At 67.8% G+C, this 17,266-nt stretch carries 18 protein-coding genes; 8 read left to right on the top strand and 10 right to left on the bottom strand.

Translation table 11 applies throughout. The features are described 5' to 3' along the window. The first annotated feature begins 8 nt into the window (after positions 1 to 8). Positions 9 to 962, top strand: coding sequence for a protein translocase subunit SecF (gene secF / locus HF203_RS07845; RefSeq protein ID WP_168668384.1), 954 nt, complete (start codon positions 9 to 11; stop codon positions 960 to 962). A gap of 80 nt (positions 963 to 1,042) precedes the next feature. On the opposite strand, the gene HF203_RS07840 is transcribed toward secF, so the two are convergent. Together HF203_RS07840 and HF203_RS07835 are read right to left on the bottom strand one after the other, a co-directional pair. Continuing rightward, positions 1,043 to 2,170, bottom strand: a complete 1,128-nt coding sequence (locus HF203_RS07840) for an NAD(P)/FAD-dependent oxidoreductase (RefSeq protein ID WP_168668382.1) — start codon at positions 2,168 to 2,170, stop codon at positions 1,043 to 1,045. Positions 2,171 to 2,215: 45 nt separating this feature from the next. Next, positions 2,216 to 2,836, bottom strand: coding sequence for an arylesterase (locus tag HF203_RS07835; protein ID WP_168668380.1), 621 nt, complete (start codon positions 2,834 to 2,836; stop codon positions 2,216 to 2,218). On the opposite strand from HF203_RS07835, the gene HF203_RS07830 reads away from it, so the two are divergent. Both HF203_RS07830 and HF203_RS07825 read left to right on the top strand, forming a co-directional pair. Further along, positions 2,835 to 3,524 (top strand): ABC transporter ATP-binding protein, encoded by a 690-nt coding sequence (locus HF203_RS07830; protein ID WP_168668378.1) that lies wholly within the window; start codon positions 2,835 to 2,837, stop codon positions 3,522 to 3,524. The genes HF203_RS07835 and HF203_RS07830 overlap by 2 nt on opposite strands. Further along, positions 3,521 to 6,010 carry an ABC transporter permease gene (locus HF203_RS07825; protein ID WP_168668376.1) on the top strand — a complete coding sequence of 830 codons (2,490 nt, stop codon included), beginning with the start codon at positions 3,521 to 3,523 and terminating at the stop codon, positions 6,008 to 6,010. The genes HF203_RS07830 and HF203_RS07825 overlap by 4 nt, the downstream gene beginning before the upstream one ends. Before the next feature lie 34 nt (positions 6,011 to 6,044). Here HF203_RS07825 and HF203_RS07820 read toward each other — a convergent pair whose 3' ends face one another. Continuing rightward, positions 6,045 to 6,242: an Alvin_2107 family globule sulfur oxidation protein gene (locus HF203_RS07820; RefSeq protein ID WP_005221303.1), complete on the bottom strand. Its 198-nt coding sequence runs from the start codon at positions 6,240 to 6,242 to the stop codon at positions 6,045 to 6,047. A gap of 392 nt (positions 6,243 to 6,634) precedes the next feature. On the opposite strand from HF203_RS07820, the gene HF203_RS07815 reads away from it, so the two are divergent. From HF203_RS07815 to soxZ, 3 genes are all read left to right on the top strand, one after another. Continuing rightward, the gene (locus tag HF203_RS07815; RefSeq protein WP_168668374.1) at positions 6,635 to 8,116 is read left to right on the top strand and encodes a M48 family metalloprotease; all 1,482 of its coding nucleotides are present in this window, start codon (positions 6,635 to 6,637) and stop codon (positions 8,114 to 8,116) included. A gap of 187 nt (positions 8,117 to 8,303) precedes the next feature. Next, positions 8,304 to 8,777: a thiosulfate oxidation carrier protein SoxY gene (gene soxY, locus HF203_RS07810; protein WP_168668372.1), complete on the top strand. Its 474-nt coding sequence runs from the start codon at positions 8,304 to 8,306 to the stop codon at positions 8,775 to 8,777. Positions 8,778 to 8,824: 47 nt separating this feature from the next. After that, complete coding sequence (gene soxZ, locus HF203_RS07805) at positions 8,825 to 9,139, top strand: thiosulfate oxidation carrier complex protein SoxZ (RefSeq protein ID WP_168668370.1); 315 nt, start codon at positions 8,825 to 8,827, stop codon at positions 9,137 to 9,139. 39 nt (positions 9,140 to 9,178) lie between these two features. On the opposite strand, the gene HF203_RS07800 is transcribed toward soxZ, so the two are convergent. Continuing rightward, positions 9,179 to 10,183 carry a lysophospholipid acyltransferase family protein gene (locus HF203_RS07800; RefSeq protein ID WP_343043896.1) on the bottom strand — a complete coding sequence of 335 codons (1,005 nt, stop codon included), beginning with the start codon at positions 10,181 to 10,183 and terminating at the stop codon, positions 9,179 to 9,181. 119 nt (positions 10,184 to 10,302) lie between these two features. Here HF203_RS07800 and HF203_RS07795 point away from each other — a divergent pair, with 119 nt between their 5' ends. Continuing rightward, on the top strand, positions 10,303 to 10,734 hold the full coding sequence (locus HF203_RS07795) for a rhodanese-like domain-containing protein (RefSeq protein WP_168668368.1): 432 nt from the start codon (positions 10,303 to 10,305) through the stop codon (positions 10,732 to 10,734). A gap of 15 nt (positions 10,735 to 10,749) precedes the next feature. Here HF203_RS07795 and HF203_RS07790 read toward each other — a convergent pair whose 3' ends face one another. From HF203_RS07790 to HF203_RS07775, 4 genes are all read right to left on the bottom strand, one after another. After that, the gene (locus tag HF203_RS07790) at positions 10,750 to 11,322 is read right to left on the bottom strand and encodes an iron-sulfur cluster co-chaperone HscB C-terminal domain-containing protein (protein ID WP_343043895.1); all 573 of its coding nucleotides are present in this window, start codon (positions 11,320 to 11,322) and stop codon (positions 10,750 to 10,752) included. A 54-nt stretch (positions 11,323 to 11,376) separates the two neighbouring features. Beyond that, positions 11,377 to 11,859, bottom strand: coding sequence for a Fe-S cluster assembly transcriptional regulator IscR (gene iscR / locus HF203_RS07785; RefSeq protein ID WP_168668366.1), 483 nt, complete (start codon positions 11,857 to 11,859; stop codon positions 11,377 to 11,379). 101 nt (positions 11,860 to 11,960) lie between these two features. Next, on the bottom strand, positions 11,961 to 12,794 hold the full coding sequence (gene cysE / locus HF203_RS07780; RefSeq protein WP_246221696.1) for a serine O-acetyltransferase: 834 nt from the start codon (positions 12,792 to 12,794) through the stop codon (positions 11,961 to 11,963). Continuing rightward, a complete protein-coding gene (locus tag HF203_RS07775) occupies positions 12,779 to 13,591 on the bottom strand; it encodes an RNA methyltransferase (RefSeq protein WP_168668364.1) in 813 nt (270 codons plus the stop codon). The genes cysE and HF203_RS07775 overlap by 16 nt, the downstream gene beginning before the upstream one ends. 78 nt (positions 13,592 to 13,669) lie before the next feature. Between HF203_RS07775 and HF203_RS07770 the strand changes: the two genes are divergently transcribed. Beyond that, positions 13,670 to 14,467, top strand: coding sequence for an inositol monophosphatase family protein (locus tag HF203_RS07770; protein ID WP_168668362.1), 798 nt, complete (start codon positions 13,670 to 13,672; stop codon positions 14,465 to 14,467). Between the two features lie 862 nt (positions 14,468 to 15,329). On the opposite strand, the gene HF203_RS07765 is transcribed toward HF203_RS07770, so the two are convergent. Together HF203_RS07765 and HF203_RS07760 are read right to left on the bottom strand one after the other, a co-directional pair. Further along, positions 15,330 to 15,506, bottom strand: coding sequence for a hypothetical protein (locus tag HF203_RS07765; RefSeq protein WP_168668360.1), 177 nt, complete (start codon positions 15,504 to 15,506; stop codon positions 15,330 to 15,332). Continuing rightward, positions 15,499 to 16,662: a DUF5610 domain-containing protein gene (locus tag HF203_RS07760; RefSeq protein WP_168668358.1), complete on the bottom strand. Its 1,164-nt coding sequence runs from the start codon at positions 16,660 to 16,662 to the stop codon at positions 15,499 to 15,501. Before HF203_RS07760 ends, HF203_RS07765 begins: the two co-directional genes overlap by 8 nt. Positions 16,663 to 17,266: the final 604 nt, after the last annotated feature.

Genomic DNA, 17,266 nt, shown 5'->3' with positions numbered 1-17,266 from the left:
AGATCGGCATGAGCAACAAGGCTATGGCCAAGACCCTGAACATCGATTTCATGGGCAAGCGGCGCTGGGCGGCGATCCTCTCCGGCTCGGTGCTGGTAGTGGCGCTGCTGTCGATGCTGCTGCGTGGCTTCGACTTCGGGTTGGACTTCACCGGCGGTACCGTGATCGAGGTCGGTTACCAGAACCCGGCCGAACTCTCCGAGGTCACCGCGGCACTCGAGGCCGGTGGCTTCGTTGGCGCCACGGTGCAGCACTTCGGCTCGCGTCAGGATGTGCTGATCCGGCTCGCGCCGGACGCCGACGAGGACGAAGGCACGAGCGCCCAGCTCAGTGACCGTGTCTTCCAGGCGCTGAGCACGGCCGCCGCCGAGGAGGTGGAGCTACGCCGGGTCGAGTTCGTCGGGCCCCAGGTCGGCGAGGAGCTGCGCGAGCAGGGTGGGTTGGCGATGCTGTTCTCGCTGATCGGCATCCTCGTCTATGTCGCGCTGCGTTTCGAGTGGCGCTTTGCCGTCGGCTCGGTGGTGGCGCTGGTACACGACGTGATCGTCGTGCTCGGCATCTTCTCGCTGCTGCAGATCAACTTCGACCTGACGGTGTTGGCGGCGGTGCTGGCGGTGATCGGCTACTCGCTCAACGACACCATCGTGGTCTTCGACCGGGTGCGCGAGAACTTCCGCCGGATGCGCAAGGGCACGGTGATCGAGATCATCAACGCCTCGATCAACCAGACGCTCTCGCGCACCGTGGTGACCTCCTGTACCACGTTGCTGGTGCTGATCGCGCTCTATGTGCTCGGTGGCGAGGTGATCAGCGGCTTCTCGTTGGCGTTGATCATCGGCGTGGTGATCGGGACCTACTCCTCGATCTATGTCGCCACCGCCTCGGTGGTGTGGTTGGGGCTGAGCAAGACCGACCTGCTGCCGCCCGAGAAGGAGGGCGCCGGGGCCGACGTGCGGCCCTGAACGCGATGGGGCCGGCGTGTGCCGGCCCCATATTCCTCAGCGGATTCCTTGCGGTGTCGTTCCCGCGGCACCCTTCGCGCTCAATGGAAGCGGCGCAGATAGTTCCACTCGAAGAAGCGCTTGAGCCAATGGAAGACCCGCAGGCTCGGTAGCACCAGATTGAAGCGCTCGTTACGCGCCACCAACATGCCGTCGCGATTGGCGTCGACGATGCATAGCAGCTCGACACGGAAGGTCTCGGTCGGTGTCTGACCGGCGAACTCGGCGAGCAGGTTGCGTGCCGCAGTACGTGCCTGCAGGTCGGCCATGTGCGCCTGCTTGGGCATCCACTCCGGTCCCGGGAAGCTACCCGAGTCGCCGGCGACATAGACCCGTTCGAGGCCCGGCACGCGGCAGGTGCGCTCGGCCTCGATCAGCCCGCCCGGCGAGCGCGGCAGTGCGGTGTTGTCGAACCAGGTGTTGCCGGTCATCCCTGGCATGAACAGGATCAGGTCGGCGGCGAAATCACCACCCTCGGTGCTCACCCCCTCTGCCGAGAAGCCCTTGAGCTTGTGACCGAGGTGGGTGCGGATGTCGCGCCGGTGCATCTCCGCGAGCAATCCCTCGACGGCCTTGGGGCCGAGGCGGTTGCCGGGGCGTGGCGCCGGGGTGAAGAACACCAGCTCGAAGCGTTCGCGCCGGCCCTCCTGGCGCAGTTGGTTGTCGAGCCCGAAGAGAAATTCGAACATCGGCCCACCGCGCATCGCGCTCGGCTCCTTGGGGTTGCCGGCGAAGCCCAGGGCGATGGTGCCGCCGTCCATGGCGCGGATGCGGTCGCGGATGCGCTCGGCCGCGGCGATGCCCTCACAGGGGGTGATGGCGTGCTCGATACCGGGCAGCTTCTTGAGGAAGCGACCGCCGCTGGCGATGATCAGCCCGTCATTGTTGATCGGTACCTGGGTCGTCTCCAGGGTGCGGCCGCCGTTGCTCAGGCCCGTGGCCTCGGCGGCGACATGGCGTACCCGCATGCGCCTCAGGAAGTGGCCGAGATCGAGGCGCAGATCCTCGCCTCGGCGCAGTCCCGGTGGTACCCAGATCAGGCCGGGTAGATAGACGAACTCGGCCTTGGGGCTCACCAGGGTGATCTCGACATCGGGGTTCGACTTGCGCAACTGCTGGGCGGCGGTCAGGGCTGCGAAGCCGGACCCGACGATGGTGACGCGATGCATGGCGCTCTCCTGGTCTTGAGGAAAAGGGATGGCCCGTCCGCGCCTTCAAGGCTGCTCGGCCACGAGCAGCGTGCGCAGGGCCGGCCAGACATTGTCGAGGATGCGCGGCTGGGCGGCGGCCGTCGGGTGGAGCCCGTCGGGCTGCATCAGCGTGCGATCCTCGGCGATGCCGCGCAGCATCTCCGCAACCAAGGGGACATCATGCGCGGCGGCGGCCTCATGGAACACGGCTTGAAAGCGATCGATGTAGGCCGCACCGTAGTTCGGCGGCAGCCGTACGCCGAGCAATAGCACCCGACTCCCGGCTGTCCGTGCCTGGGTGATGAGCGCCTCGAGGTTGGCGCGCAGCCGCTCCAGGCTCAGTCCACGCAACCCGTCGTTGGCACCGAGTTCGATGACCACCACCGCCGGGTGATGACGTTCGAGCAGCGCTGGCAATCGCGTCAGGCCGCCTGCGCTGGTGTCCCCGGACACGCTCGCGTTGACCGTACGATAGGCGAGCGCCTGCCGCTCGAGGCGTTGTTCGAGCAACCACACCCAGCCCTGTTCGCGATCGATGCCATAGCCTGCGCTCAAGCTGTCGCCAAGGACCAGCAAGGTCGGCGGGGCGGCCTGGAGCAATGGGGGGCACAGTGACAGTGCAGCAATCAGGAGTAGACGGATCATGTCAGTGCAATGGAGTCAGACCGTATCCAAGGCGGTGGGACTGGGTAAACATGTTACCGGCCCCGCTGGTGGCTTGACCATCCTCGCGGGGCTGGAGCTCGAGGTCGGCGCCGGCGAGGCGCTGGCCATCCTTGGCGCCTCGGGGTCGGGCAAGTCGACGCTGCTCGGGCTGCTCGCCGGACTCGACCGTGCCAGCAGCGGCGAGGTGTGGCTGTGTGGCAAGCCGCTCGGCGCCCTCGACGAGGACGGTCGCGCCGAGCTGCGCAGCGGCCGCGTCGGCTTCGTATTCCAGAACTTCCAACTGCTGCCGACGCTCACCGCGCGCGAGAATGTGCTGCTGCCGCTGGAGTTGACCGACACCGTCGATGCCGCCGCGCGCGCCGACGAGGCGCTGGCGCGGGTCGGGCTGAGCGCGCGCGCCGGTCACTATCCGCGTCAGCTCTCCGGCGGCGAGCAGCAGCGGGTGGCGATCGCCCGCGCCTATGCGCCGCGCCCGGCGGTGCTGTTCGCCGACGAGCCGACCGGCAACCTCGACCAGACCACCGGCGAGCAGATCATCGAGCTGCTGTTCGAGCTACGCGCCGAGGCCGGTGCCGCGCTGGTGTTGGTCACCCATGATCCGGGGCTGGCCGCGCGCTGCGATCGCCGCCTGGCGATGCGCGAGGGCCGCCTGGAGGCCCTGGCATGAAGGCCTGGCGGATCGGACTGCGGCTGTTGCGCCAGGACTGGCGCAGCGGCGAACTCTATCTGCTCACCGCTGCGTTGGTGCTGACGGTAGCGGCGGTGACCGCCGTGGGCTTCTTCGCCAGTCGCATCGAGGCGGGGATGGCGCGTCAGGGCGGCGAGCTACTGGCCGCTGATCTGGTCCTCGAGGGGACGCGAGCACCGGTGCCGCAATGGCGTGATCATGCCGGATCCTTGGGGTTGGTCAGTGCCGCGACGGTCGAGTTCCGCTCGGTGGTGCTGGGGCCGGAGGGGCCGCAGCTGGTGCAGGCCAAGGCGGTCGAGCCGGGTTATCCGCTGCGCGGCCAGTTGCGGGTGCGCGCCGATTTCGCCGCCGCCGAGCAGCCGCGCGAGCAGGGACCGCCAGCCGGCGAGCTGTGGGTCGAGTCGCGCCTGCTGCGCCTGCTCGAGCTGCAGGTCGGCGACCCTCTCACGCTTGGCGAGACGGACCTGCGCATCGGCGCCATCCTCGCCTATGAGCCGGATGCCGGCGGTCGGCTGTTCAATCTCGCCCCGCGGGTGCTGCTCAACGCCGCCGACCTGCCCGCCACCGGGCTGCTCGGCCCGGCCAGTCGCGCCACCCATCGGCTGTTGCTCGCTGGCCCCGAGGACGCGGTCGCCGACTATGCCGCCTGGGTCGGGGCACGGGCCGAGGCCGACGGCTTCGAGCTGCTCACCGCGAGTGCGGCGCGACCCGAGTTCGCCAATGCCGTCGAGCGTGCCTCGCGCTTCCTCCATCTCGCCAGCCTCAGCACCCTGTTGGTGGCCGGGGCGGCGATCGCCCTGGCCAGTCACCGCCTGGTCGGGCGCCAGATCGATGCGGTGGCGGTGATGCGCTGTCTCGGCGCGCGCCGACACCTGCTGATGCGGGTATTCGTGTTGCGGTTGGTGATGTTCGGGCTGGCCGCGAGCCTGCTCGGCAGCGCACTCGGCTGGATCGCCCAGGCCGGGCTGCTGGCGGTGTTCAGCGACTGGTTCGGCACCGCGCTGCCGGCCGCCTCCTGGTCGCCGCTGCTGGTGGGCCTGGGCACCGGGCTGGTGACCCTGCTCGGCTTCGCGCTGCCGCCGCTGCTGCAGCTCGCCCAGGTCTCGCCGCTGCGCGCGCTGCGCCGCGATCTCGGCGCGCCGCGCGGCTCGGTGGCGCTGGCCGTGGTGCTGGCGGCGCTGGCGCTGTCGGCCCTGGTGCTGTGGCAGGCCGGCGAGTTCGCGCTCGCCTGGAAGTTGCTCGCCGGGCTGGCCGCGGCGCTGGTCTGTCTGGTGGTCGCGGTGCTCGCGCTGGTGCGGCTGGCGGCGCTGCTCGCCGGGCGCAGCCGCGGGCTGTGGCGGCTCGGGCTGGCGGCGCTGACCCGCCGCCCCGGCGGTGCGGTGTTGCAGATCACCGGGTTCGGGGTCGGTATCCTCGCGCTGCTACTGCTCGCGGTGGTGCGGGTCGATCTGTTGCAGGGCTGGCGCGAGAGTCTGCCGCCGGGGGCACCGAACCAGTTCGCGATCAACATCCAGCCGCAGCAGGTCGAGCCGATGCGGGCGTTGCTCGCCGCGCAGGGCATCGAGGACGTCGCCTTCGACCCGATGATTCGGGGCCGGCTGGTGCGGATCAACGATCGCGCGGTGGCACCCTCGGACTATGCCGATCCGCGCGCCGAGCGGCTCGCCACGCGCGAGTTCAACCTCAGCTACGGTACCCGGCTGGGCGCGGACAATCGTATCGTCGCCGGTGCCTGGTGGCAGGGCGCGGAGGTGCCGCCGCAATTCTCGGTCGAGCGCGATCTGGCCGAGACCCTGGGCATTTCGCTCGGTGATGAGATCGCCTTCATGGTCGCGGGGCGCGAGGTCGCGGCCCCGGTGACCAGCCTGCGCGAGGTGCAGTGGGACAGCTTCAACGTCAACTTCTTCGTCATCGCCTCGCCGGCGTTGCTCGGTGACGAGCCGGCAAGCCATATCACCAGCTTCCACGTCCCGGCGAGCGACGAGTCGCTGCTCGTCGAGCTGGTGCGCCGCTTCCCCAACCTCACCCTGCTCGATGTCGACGCGCTGCTCCAACAGGTGCGTCAGGTGGTCGATCGCGGGGTGCTGGCGGTGGAGTACGTGTTCCTCTTCACCCTCGCCGCGGGGCTGCTGGTGATGTATGCGGGGATCCAGGCGAGCCTGGAGGACCGTCGTGTCGAGCACGCCATCCTGCGTACCCTTGGGGTGGGGCGGGCGCGGCTGCTCGGTGCGCTGGCGGTGGAGTTCGTCGGCGCCGGTCTGCTCGCCGGTCTGCTCGCCTCGGTGTTCGCCGAGGGCATCGGTTGGCTGCTCGCCGAGCAGCTCTTCGGCATCGCGTTCGTCTTCAACCCCTGGTTGTGGACGATCGGGGTGCTGGGCTCGGGGCTGCTGATCGGCGGGGCCGGGGTGGTGGCGACCTATCCGCTGCTGGTGCGCCCGCCACTGCACACCCTGCGTCATCACTGAGAGGTCCGGGGCGCGCTGGCGCCCCGGACCGGGGTCACTCCCTGACCCAGTTGGCGAAGTTCTCGGCGTTCTTCTCCTCGCCGTCGTCGTAGCCCGCGGCATAGGCCTCGGTCAGGCGCTGCTCCTCGCGCTTGGGGTTCTGCAGGAAGCCGCACTGCCAGCCCTGGATGTATTCGTCATCGACGCCGAGCTGTTCCATCTTGGTGACCGCGTCGTAGTAGAACTGATTCATGTCCGGGTCTCTCCGCGCTAGTTCGTGATGGCATCCGCTCGCGGGTCTGTACCCGAGCGGACGTGGTGCTGGCCGCCGCCGGTGAGCCCAGGTACGGCCTCGTCCTCTCTGTCAGAGACGTTGATCTCCGTGTCGTGGGGCAGGCCGATCGGATGGCGTCGCCTGCCTGCCTCCAGGGCGCCAGCGGTGCGCCGGGGTTCACGCTGCGTTGGCGTCTGGGTGGGTGGTTAAGAATACAGCGGTTTTCTAATAGTTGACAACGAGGTTGGGTCGGGCGTGAGGATGACGATCGATCGAGGCGTCGACATCCTCGTCGATGTCGGCGAGGATGTGGTGGCCACCTTACTGTCACCATCCAGGCCCGAATCGCTGGCGAGGTCATGATCCGATCCATGTGCCGACTGCAGGCCCTTCACCGCGCACTGCTCCCCCTCGTGCTGATCCCGGCGCTGTGCTGCCCGGGGGCGCCGCGCGCACAGTACTTCGAGCTGCCCGATCTCGCCAGCTCGGCTGACACGGTGATGACCCAGGGCGCAGAGGCCCGTCTGGGCAAGGCCTTCATGCAACAGGTGCGTGAGCGCCTGCCGGTACTCGATGACCCGCTGCTGACCGGCTATATCGAGTCGCTCGGGCGCTCACTGGTGGCCGCTGCCCCGGATGCCACCGGGCGGCGTTTCCGTTTTTTTCTGATCGACGAGCCGGTGGTCAACGCCTTCGCCGGGCCGGGCGGTTATATCGGTGTCTATGCCGGGTTGGTGCTCGCCGCTCAGACCGAGAGCGAGTTGGCGGCGGTGATCGCTCATGAGATCGCCCATGTCACTCAGCGTCACCTGATGCGTGGGTTCGAGGATCAGAGCCGGCTCAGTGTGCCGGCGACCGCGCTGTTGGTGGCAGCGGCCATCCTCGGCGCTCAGGTCTCGGGCGATGCGGGGATGGCCGCGATCGCCGGGATCCAGGCGGCGGCCATCCAACACCGTATCAATTTCACCCGTGAGAACGAGAAGGAGGCCGATCGCATTGGCATCTCCACCCTGGTGCGTGCCGAGCACGACCCCTTCGCCATGGCCGGCTTCTTCGAGCGGCTCTCGCGTGCCGGTCAGATCCACGACAGCGCCGCCCCCGAGTTTCTTCGCACCCACCCGGTGACGGCCAACCGCATCGCTGAGGCGCTCGAACGCGCCGAGAGCTATGGCGCCCGCCAGCGCCCCGACAGCCTGCGTTTCCACCTCACCCGCGCGCGTTTGCGCGAGCGTGGCTATGATCGCGCCGAGCAGGCGGTGGCGCACTTTCGTGCCACCTTGCGCGAGGGGCGCCATCGCAATGCCATCGCCGAGCGTTATGGCTATGCCCTGGCGCTCACCCGGGCGCGTGACTATCGTCGTGCCGAGGCCGAGCTGGGGGCGCTGCTCGCCGCCCGCCCCAGTCAGCCCGAGTTCATCGTCCTCGAGGCGGAGCTGGCGCAACGCCTGGGGCGCTCGGACGAGGCGCTGGGCGTGCTCAGCCAGACCCTCTCGCTCTCGCCCAATGACTGGGTGATCGGGACGGTGCGGGCTCGCCTGTTGCTCGAGCAGGGGCGGGCGGCGCAGGCGCTCGAGGCGCTCGAGGACCTGGTACGGTTGCGCCCCGATAGCGTGATGCTCTATGACCTACTGGAGCGGGCGGCGATCAAGTCTGGGGATCGTGCCGCGACCCATCGCTATCGTGCCGAGCGCTTGTATCTGCTCGGCGACCTGGAGCCGGCGATCCGCCAGCTTGAGATCGCCCTGCGACAACGCGATATCCCCTATCACGATGCCGCCCAGATCCAGGCACGGCTCGATATGCTGCGCGAGGAGGAACGCGAGCAGCGCGAGCGCGACGACCCGCTGGGCTGAGTGCGCCGCCGCGCCCGTCGGGGGCGGGCGCGAACGGCTGGGCCGGGGTGCGGCGCCTCGTACACGATCATGATGTGCCGTGGTGCCAGGTATGCTGGCGCCGTGCGGCGTCGGCGCGATCGCGGAGGCGGTCCGCGGCGGTCGCAGATCGGCAGACCATCCACCCATGCTCGACAGGAGAGAGTTGATGATCGATGCAAAACGCAGAATCCTGCTCAAGGGCTCGCTGAGCGCAGGTTCGATCGGGGTCGCGGTGAGCGCCGGGCTGTTGTCGCCACGGCTGGTGCTCGCCGACTGGAACGAGGCGGCCTTCAAGGCCAAGGAGATGCCCGAGGCGCTCTCGGCGCTGGTCGGCAGCGAGAGCGCCGAGCGTGACGGGCGCATCCACATCAAGGCCCCGGACATCGCCGAGAACGGTGCGGTGGTGCCGGTGACGGTCGAGGCCGAGATCGATGGGGTGACCTCGATCGCGATCTTCGCCGAGAAGAACCAGACCCCGCTGATCGCTGCCTTCGAGCTTGGTCCCAATGCCATGCCCTTTGCCTCCACGCGTATCAAGATGGCCGAGACGGCCGACGTGACCGCCGTGGTCAAGGCGGGTGATCAGGTCTTCAGGAACAGCCGGACGGTGAAGGTCACCATCGGTGGGTGCGGCGGGTGATGCGGGTCGGTGCCGCGAGCGCAACGGATAACGCGAGGTAGAAACCAATGTCTGACATCAAGATCCGCGCCAAGTCCAAGAACGGGGTGACGACGGTCAAGTGCCTGATGAGCCACCCGATGGAGACCGGGCTGCGTAAGGACAGCAAGAGCGGTGAACTGATCCCAGCGCACTTCATCCAGGAGGTGGTGTGCAAGGCCAAGGGGGAGGTGGTGATGACCGCCTCCTGGAGCGGGGGGGTGTCGAAGAACCCCTACCTGTCGTTCAAGTTCGCCGGGGGCGCCGAGGGCGACCCGGTCGAGATCACCTGGACCGACAACCGCGGCCAGACCCAGAGCGCGACCACCACCATCTCGTCGTGATCAGGCGCGCCCGGCGCTCGCCGCCGGGCGCAGTCTGCTTCAGTCCGTGTCGTTCGCTGCCTGCAGTGCCGCATGTTGCTGACGGAGTCGTGCCACCTGCTGCAGTGCCTCCTCGTCGGCGAGACCTCCGCTATAGATCTTCGGCCAACCCTCGGGGCGGCGTCTGAACCGCTTGTAGGGCCAGACGTACTGACTCGGGCAGAGGCGTATGCATTGCTCGATGCCCTGGTTGAGGGCGCGTGCGGCGACCCTGTCATCGGCGCTGTCGATGCCCTCCGGGGCGCGGATACAGTGGATGCGGAACCCGTCCTCACCGCTCAGGCGTTCGGCGAACATGAAGATCACCGGGACCCCGGTGCGCCTGGCCAGGCGGTTGACCAGTAGCATGGTGAAGGCGGGGATGCCGAACAGTGGCGCGAACACCGCCCCCTTGTCGGCCTTGGGCTCTTGGTCGGGGAGGATACCGACATAGTCGCCGCGTTCGAGCGCCTGGATCAGCACCCGAATACCCTTGCCGGTGATCGGGGCGAGGGTGGCGCCGCTGCGCGCACGGGCGCGGCGGATGAGGTCGTCGAGATACTTCTGTGGCTTGTAGAAGATCGCCGTCGGCCCCTGTTCGGCGAGATAGAGCCCGGCCAGCTCCCAGGCACCGATGTGTGGCGAGAGCACGATCAGCCCCTTGCCGTCGCGACGCTCGAGCAGCTCGGCACCGCGGACCTCGCGGATCAGGCCGAGCGCCTCTTCGGCCGGGCGCAGCCACAGCTGAGCGATCTCACAATAAGTCTTGCTGATCTCACGCAGGGTGTCGTTGCGCTGTGCCAGCAGCTGTTCGCGGTCGTGCTCGGGGAAACTGAGCGCGAGGTTGATCAGGGCGTTGCGACGCTGGCGGTTGGGCCAGTGCGCCAATAGCCAGCCGAGTCCGTTGCCGAGGCGGTGACTCTCGCGCAGTGGCAGTCGCGCCAGCAGCCGCATCAGTGCCTGTGCCAGGGCGTCCTTGAAACGAAGCTGCAATGGACGTTGCTGCGGATCTCGATGTGTTGCCAATACCGTCTCCCGATGCTTGCTTGCGCTGTGCGGTGATGCCCGAGGGCGCTAGGATAGCCGCACGCGTGTTCACGCGCGGCACGATAACGAGATCGATACCACCACAAGAGGAATCCCCGATGCATGACGATGTCCCGCAGAGTCTGACGCCGCAGGAAGCACAGGCGATGCTCGAGTCCCATCCCCAGGCGGTGCTGGTCGATATCCGTTCGTCGATGGAGTTTCTGTTCGTGGGTCATCCCAAGGGTGCGGTGCACGTGCCCTGGATCGACGAGCCCGACTGGACCGTCAACCCCAACTTCGAGACCGAGATCCGCAAGCTCCTGCTCGGTGGCGCGAGTTGCGACTCCGATACCGAGCGTTGTCCGCCGGTCATCCTCATCTGCCGTAGTGGCAAACGCTCGCACGAGGCCGGCAAGACCTTGATCCAGGCCGGGTTGCAGCGTGTCTATCATGTCGGCGAGGGGTTCGAGGGCGATCTCGACGAGCACCATCACCGCAGCAGCCTCGGTGGCTGGCGTTTCCACGGGTTGCCTTGGGAGCAATGTTGAGCCCGCGTCGCGGACTCAGTCCCAGCCCTGTCGTAGGCTGCGATGCTGCTCGGCGTCGCGGCGGCACAGGGCGATGAACTCGAGCTGGTGCACCAGGTCGTGCGCCAGCTCGAGGTTGTCGGCCGACGGGTCCTCGAACAGCGTGCGCAGCTCCTTGGCGAGCACCGCGCTCTGCTCGGCCAGCTCGGTGAGCACGCTGGAGACGGCGAGGGCGGTGCGGGTCGGGTTGCTGACCTGCTTGAGCTGTTCGCGTAGCTCGATCTGTTCGACCAACAGTGCGGCGTTACCACGCCCACGTCCCAGCTCGCGGCCATAGAGACGCAGCAGATAGCGCGCCCGCGTCAGTGGATCGAGCAGTGTGCGATAGGCCTCGTCGAGTTGTGGCGGCGAGGGGATGGCGAGGGCGGTGTCGGCGCGGGCCTGGGCACTCAGCGCGCGATAGCGCTCCGCCAGGCGGTTGGTGTCGACCGCGAAGCTCGTCGGTAACCCGAAGAGCTCGAAGTGGTTCTTGGCAGCGTCCAACACGGCGAAGACAGTTGGTGAATTCGGGCGCGTGTCGCTGCCCGGCATGTCCGGACAGCTGTTCACACCCTCGATCCTAGGCCCTTGAGGTAGGCGCTGGCAAGACGTTTGCCACCGCGCTCAGGTGTTGGCCGCGACGCGCGAGACGTCGAGCTTGACGTCGACGGTGGTACAGGTGGTCGGCGGATGTGGTTGGGTGGCCTCGCGCTTGTCGACGAGCTGCTGCAGCGTAATGGCGTTGAGATACTCGAAGATGTGGTCGCTGAGGTCGTTCCACAGGTCGTGGGTCAGGCAGGGGCCGTTGTTCTGACAGTTGTGGGCGCCACCACAGCGGGTGGTGTCGACGTTCTCGTCGACCGCAGAGATCACCTCGGCGACACGGATCTCGGCGGCGGTGCGGGCGAGGTTGTAACCGCCACCAGGACCACGCACGCTGGTCACCAGCGCGCACTTGCGCAGCTTGGCGAAGAGCTGTTCCAGGTAGGAGAGCGAGATGCCCTGGCGCTGGGCGATGTCGGCCAACGCGATCGGGCCCCGGCCTTGATGGATGGCCAGGTCGAGCATCGCGGTGACCGCGTAGCGGCCTTTGGTAGTCAGTCTCACGTTGCACCCAAGGAAAATACATCGAACAAGTGTAGGGTTATACTACGTTACCCGACCGTTACGATCAATTAATCCATCCCCGCCACGCCAGGGGCCCGCGCTCAGCGTTGGTCGTGCTCCTCGGGCAGCGGTTGGCGCGTGGTGGCCCCATCCTGCTGCTGTGGTTCGTCATCGTGTTGGCCGTCGGTGGCCGGGGGGATGCTCACCGTGTCGAGATCACACTCGTGCTCGAAGTGACGCATGATCCCGTGACTCTCGAGTGCCTGTGACATCAGCTCCATGCGGCCGTCCATCTGGTGGATGTGGTCGAGCATGCGGTTGATGGCGTTGGCCACCGGGTCGGGCACGTCACGGGTGGCGCCATAGGCATCGAAGCCGATGCGCCGCGCGGTGTCGACACGGCGCTTGGTCGCCGCATCGCGTGCCGGCTCGATGATCCGCCCCGGCACCCCGACAGCGGTCGCCTCGGCCGGTACCGACTTCACCACCACGGCGTTGGAGCCGATGCGCGCACCGTCGCCGATATGGATCGGGCCGAGGACCTTGGCCCCGGCGCCGACCACCACGTCGTGCCCTAGGGTGGGATGACGCTTGCCCTTCTCCCAGGTCGTGCCGCCGAGCGTCACCCCGTGATAGAGGGTGCAGTCGTCGCCGATCACCGCCGTCTCGCCGATCACCACGCCCATGCCGTGGTCGATGAAGAAGCGCCGGCCGATCACCGCGCCGGGGTGGATCTCGATCCCGGTGAACAGGCGTGCGATGTTCGAGAGCAGGCGCGCGGCCCACTTGAACTCGCGTCGCCACAGCGCGTGGGCGAGGCGATGGATGATCACCGCGTGGATGCCGGGGTAGGTGGTGAGGACCTCGAAGGTGGTGCGCGCTGCGGGGTCGCGATCGAAGACGCAGGCGATGTCCTCTCTCAGTCGTTTGAACATGTCGTGTCCTTGGCGGTGGATGCGGCCGCTGCCGGGGAGGCATCGTTGTCGCCCCCTGGGCGTTTGCGGCCCTGGGCGGCACTGAGCAGACCGCGCAGGATGTTGATCTCGGTGCGGTCGGGACGGGCGCGGTTGAACAGCCGGCGCAGCCGGATCTGCAGGCTGCGTGATTGCTCGATGTCACCGAAGCCGACCGCGCGCATGGTCGCGGCGAGATGACCGTGGAGGCCCTCGAGATCATTGGCGTCGGCCAGGTCGGGGCGCTCGTCGATGTGTTCGCTGACGCTGCCGGCGAGGGCGTGCCGGCGCAGCTCGTAGGCGAGCACCTGGACTGCGGCGGCGAGGTTGAGCGAACTGAACTCGGGGTTGGTGGGGATGTGCACCAGATAGTGACAGCGCGAGAGTTCGGCGTTGGTCAGTCCCGAGCTCTCGCGCCCGAACAACATCGCCACCTCGCCGTGAGCGGCCTCGGCAAGCAGTCGGCCGGTGGCCTCGGCGGGGTCGAGCACCGGCCACTCGATGCTGCGCAACCGGGCGCTGGCGCCGATCACCAGACGACAGCCGGCGAGCGCGCTGTCGAGGTCATCGTGGATCCCGGCGCGCTCGATCAGGTCGTCGGCACCGGCGGCGCGCGCCAGGCTCTCGGCGTCGGGGCGGCGGCGTGGTGCGACTAGCTCCAGGCGTGACAGGCCCATGGTCTTGAGCGCACGCGCGGCGGCGCCGATGTTGCCGGGGTGGCTGGTCTCGATCAGCACGGCGCGGATGCGCCCGAGGTTTTCTTCGCTGGTTTGGGTCATGGATGGGGCGTTCTCTCAAGACGCTGATAGGGTTCTCAATCTATGATACGCGGACCACATCCGTTATCTTTCATCCTTATGCACCCAAGCCTCAATATTGCCATCCGTGCCGCGCGCAGTGCCGGCAAGATCCTGCTGCGTTATCTCGACCATGTCGATCACCTCAAGGCCGAGACCAAGGGCCGCAACGATTTCGTCAGCGACGTCGATCGTCTCGCCGAGGCGACCATCATCAAGGAGCTGCAGGCGCGCTTCCCGGGTCACTCGATCCTCGCCGAGGAGAGCGGTCTCCACGGTCAGGGCGACTATCAGTGGATCATCGATCCGCTCGACGGCACCACCAACTATCTCCACGGCTTCCCGCAGTTCTCGGTGTCGATCGCGCTCAAGCACAAGGGCCAGCTCGAGTGCGGCGTGGTCTACGATCCCCTGCGTGAGGAGATGTTCACTGCCGCGCGCGGTGAGGGCGCCCAGCTCAATGATCGCAAGATCCGGGTCGCCAAGCGCCCTTCGCTCAACGGTGCGCTGATCGGTACCGGTTTCCCGTACCGCGATCAGCGCCATATCGATGCCTACATGGGCATGTTCAAGGCCATGACCCTGGCCACCGCCGGGGTGCGGCGCCCGGGCTCGGCCGCGCTCGATCTCGCCTATGTCGCCGCCGGGCGTACCGATGGCTTCTGGGAGCTCGGCCTGTCCGAGTGGGACTGCGCCGCCGGTGCCCTGCTGGTGCAGGAGGCGGGCGGTACGATCAGCGATCTCGGTGGCGGCAACCGCTTCCTCGAGACCGGGAACCTGGTCGCCGGTAACATCAAGATCCACAAGGCGATGCTCGAGACCCTCTCGCCCTTCCGCAGCGAGCAGCTCCAGGCCTGACTCCGACCGGCCCGCGTGGCGGGTCCGGTCGCCCTCCACTACGAACGCCCCTCGCCTGTGCCAGATTAACCGGGACGCCCGGCGTCGCGGCTATGATCGGCGCACGGGGGGGTGCCGTGGTGCCCCGACCCCGCGTCGCCTCCGAGTGCGGCGTCCCGGCCTGGGAGGGGTCCGCGATGGCGTGTGATCGCGATCCCCTCGCCCCCAAGGGCATGCTGACACACCCGGCGCAGGTGGTCGTGGCGCCCTCACCACCGTCCAGATCCTGCTCGCCGCGCTCGGTCGCGCCGGTGCTACTGGCTGCTGCCGTGCGCCGTCGGTGCGCAGCGGCGAGTCGGTCGCCACCCTCCGTTTCTCCCCGGCCCCGGTCGCCTGTATGACCGACCGGTTCGACCTGCTGTTCGGGCTCGACTGGGCCAATGTCGAGCGCCTTGTCGATGCACTCTCACTCGATGCCGGTCCAGGACACCGCCAGCGCGCTTGGCGACATCGAATCGGTGCTGCGGGTACGCGCGCGAGTCCGACCGCCTCTCTCGCGGTGCTGCTCGACCACACGCTCGAGCGCGAGCACGCCAGCCGCGAGCGCGATACCGAACGAGCTTGCCGCCGGTATGGCGTTGCATCACAACCAGCCGGCGGACACGGCGTTCCACCGTTTGGTCGAGTCGAGTGGTCGTGGTCTGGTGTGGGTGGAGATGTGATTGCGAGGCGTGAATCTGCCACGCCTCGTCCCTGGGGCGTTGGCCTGGTGTGCCGGGGGTGGAGCGGCGCCTGATGGCGGAGTAGAGGGTATCGATTATCTGAAGGGGGCGGCCGAGGTGCTGGACCTGGGAGTGGGCGATGCCCGTTGCCGTCTCGCCTTCTACTCCAGGTCGATCGAGCGGGCCTCGGTGCCGGTGGTACGCGAACTCGCCATGGCGCTTGTCGCCGCGAGCTGCTCGCAACTCGAGCCGCTCGCGGCGTGGTAGGCGGTGGGCGCCTCGGGCAGTCGTCCCGACGACTGGGAACCGGCCAATCTGCCCGAGTCGGCCTCAGTCATCCCCGCTCGTGCGCTGGGGTGCGAAGGCGTCGAGCAGTCGGCTCATGTGCGAGCGCAAGTCGTCCTGCTGCTGCTTCTCGGCGCTGACGAAACGCTCGTCCTGCTCGACCAGGCCCTGCATCAGCTCGGCGCCGCTGGCGCGGGCGTCCTCGAGGAAGCCGAGCGCCGGCTGCGAGAAGCGCTCCTGCATCTGATCCATCAGCTGGCCGATGCGGCGACCGGGTCGCTCGCTCTGCGACTCGTTGCCGAGCTGCTGGGTCTCCTGATAGCGCTGGGCCTGGGCGGCCGAGTAGCTGGTGCTCGAACTCATGTTCAGCTCCATGCGCGAGAGCTGACTGGCATCGAACGAGAGACTGCCGGCCTGGGAGAAGGCCGCCTGCACATCGCCCTGGAAGAAGCTGTTGGCCAGCTCGCTGGTGTCTTGTACCAGGTTGCGGATGGCGTCGAGTTCGTCGGCGTCGAGATCGCCCTTGACGCTGAAGCTGTAGTTGCTGGAGGCGGTGCGCGAGACGTCGAATTGCGCCACCTGGTTGCCCTCGCTGTCGCGGGCGAGCGCGGCGCTGGCGCTGTAGTCGAGCTGCTGGCCGAAGTCGATACGCACGCTGTCGCCGTCGCGGGTGCGCACCTCGAGCGAGAAGGACTCGGCGTGCTGGAAGCGCTCGGCGACGCCGATGGCGGTGGTGGCGCTGCTCGCCGTGCCCTGGCCTCCGGGGGCCAGGCCGTCGAGCGCGGCGAAGGTCAGTTGCTCGGTCTCGTCGAGTTGATCGGCGACCTTGCCCTGGAGCGCGTCGAGGTTGGAGAGGATCTCGCGCGCCTCCTTGAAGCCCTGACGTGCCCCCTCGACGGCCTGCTGATAGAGCTGTTCGATCTCGGCCTCGGAGCGGCCACGGGCGCGGGCGCTCTCGAGCCCGGTGGCCACCGCGTCGGCGATACGGTTGGCGACCTTGTCTGGGGTGAATTCTTCGGCATCGAGCTTGCGCACGGCATTGGCGTCCATGCCCGGGATGTGCGCGGCGAGTCGCTCGAGCACCTGCTGCTGCGGTGCTGCTGCGGTGGCGTCACGGGTCGCTGTCGTCGGCGAGCCGGATGCGCCAGCACCCGAGCGCAGGGTCGAGAGGGACTGGAGCTGCGAGACGGATGAATGAAGCGAGATCATCGCTGGGCCTCCGAGGCGAGTCTGTTCCGTCCCTGAGTAACGGCCGCAGCGGGTGGTTCTTGAATCCGGATACCTGGATTTTGAACCGCCAAGATACCGTCTTGCCCGTCAATCGCCGATCATGCACACCAGCCTCGCCGACTGGAGGCTGGAAGCTGGTTTGAACCGCGAAGACACGAAGCGCGCAAAGGAGAGAAGTGCCCCCAGCGGTCAGCCGCCAGCCACCAGTGGTGGCCTCCCCTCAAACACAGCCGCCAGACACCTGCGCAACGGCGGACGGCTGGAGAGGCTGGAGGCTGAGCGCTGATCTCGTAGGTTGGGTTAACCGTCCGCCCACCATGCCATCGACGAAGCTGCGGCGTTCGTCGACGGTTAACCCAACACCGGGACGCGAGCGCCGAGCTTCGAGGCATGAACCGCCAAGATACCGTCTTGCCCGTCAATCGCCGATCCTGCACACCAGCCTCGCCGACTGGAGGCTGGAAGCTGATCGCTGGAAGCTGATTCGAACCGCAAAGACACCAAGGGCGCAAAGGAGAGAAGTGCCCCCAGCGGTCAGCCGCCAGCCACCAGTGGTGGCCTCCCCTCAAACACAGCCGCCAGA

Origin of the sequence: Marichromatium bheemlicum (assembly GCF_012276755.1) — a bacterium.
In the GTDB taxonomy this organism is placed as follows: domain Bacteria; phylum Pseudomonadota; class Gammaproteobacteria; order Chromatiales; family Chromatiaceae; genus Marichromatium; species Marichromatium bheemlicum.
Note: the sequence above shows the minus strand (reverse complement) of the source record. Positions and strands in the feature narration are given on the sequence as shown.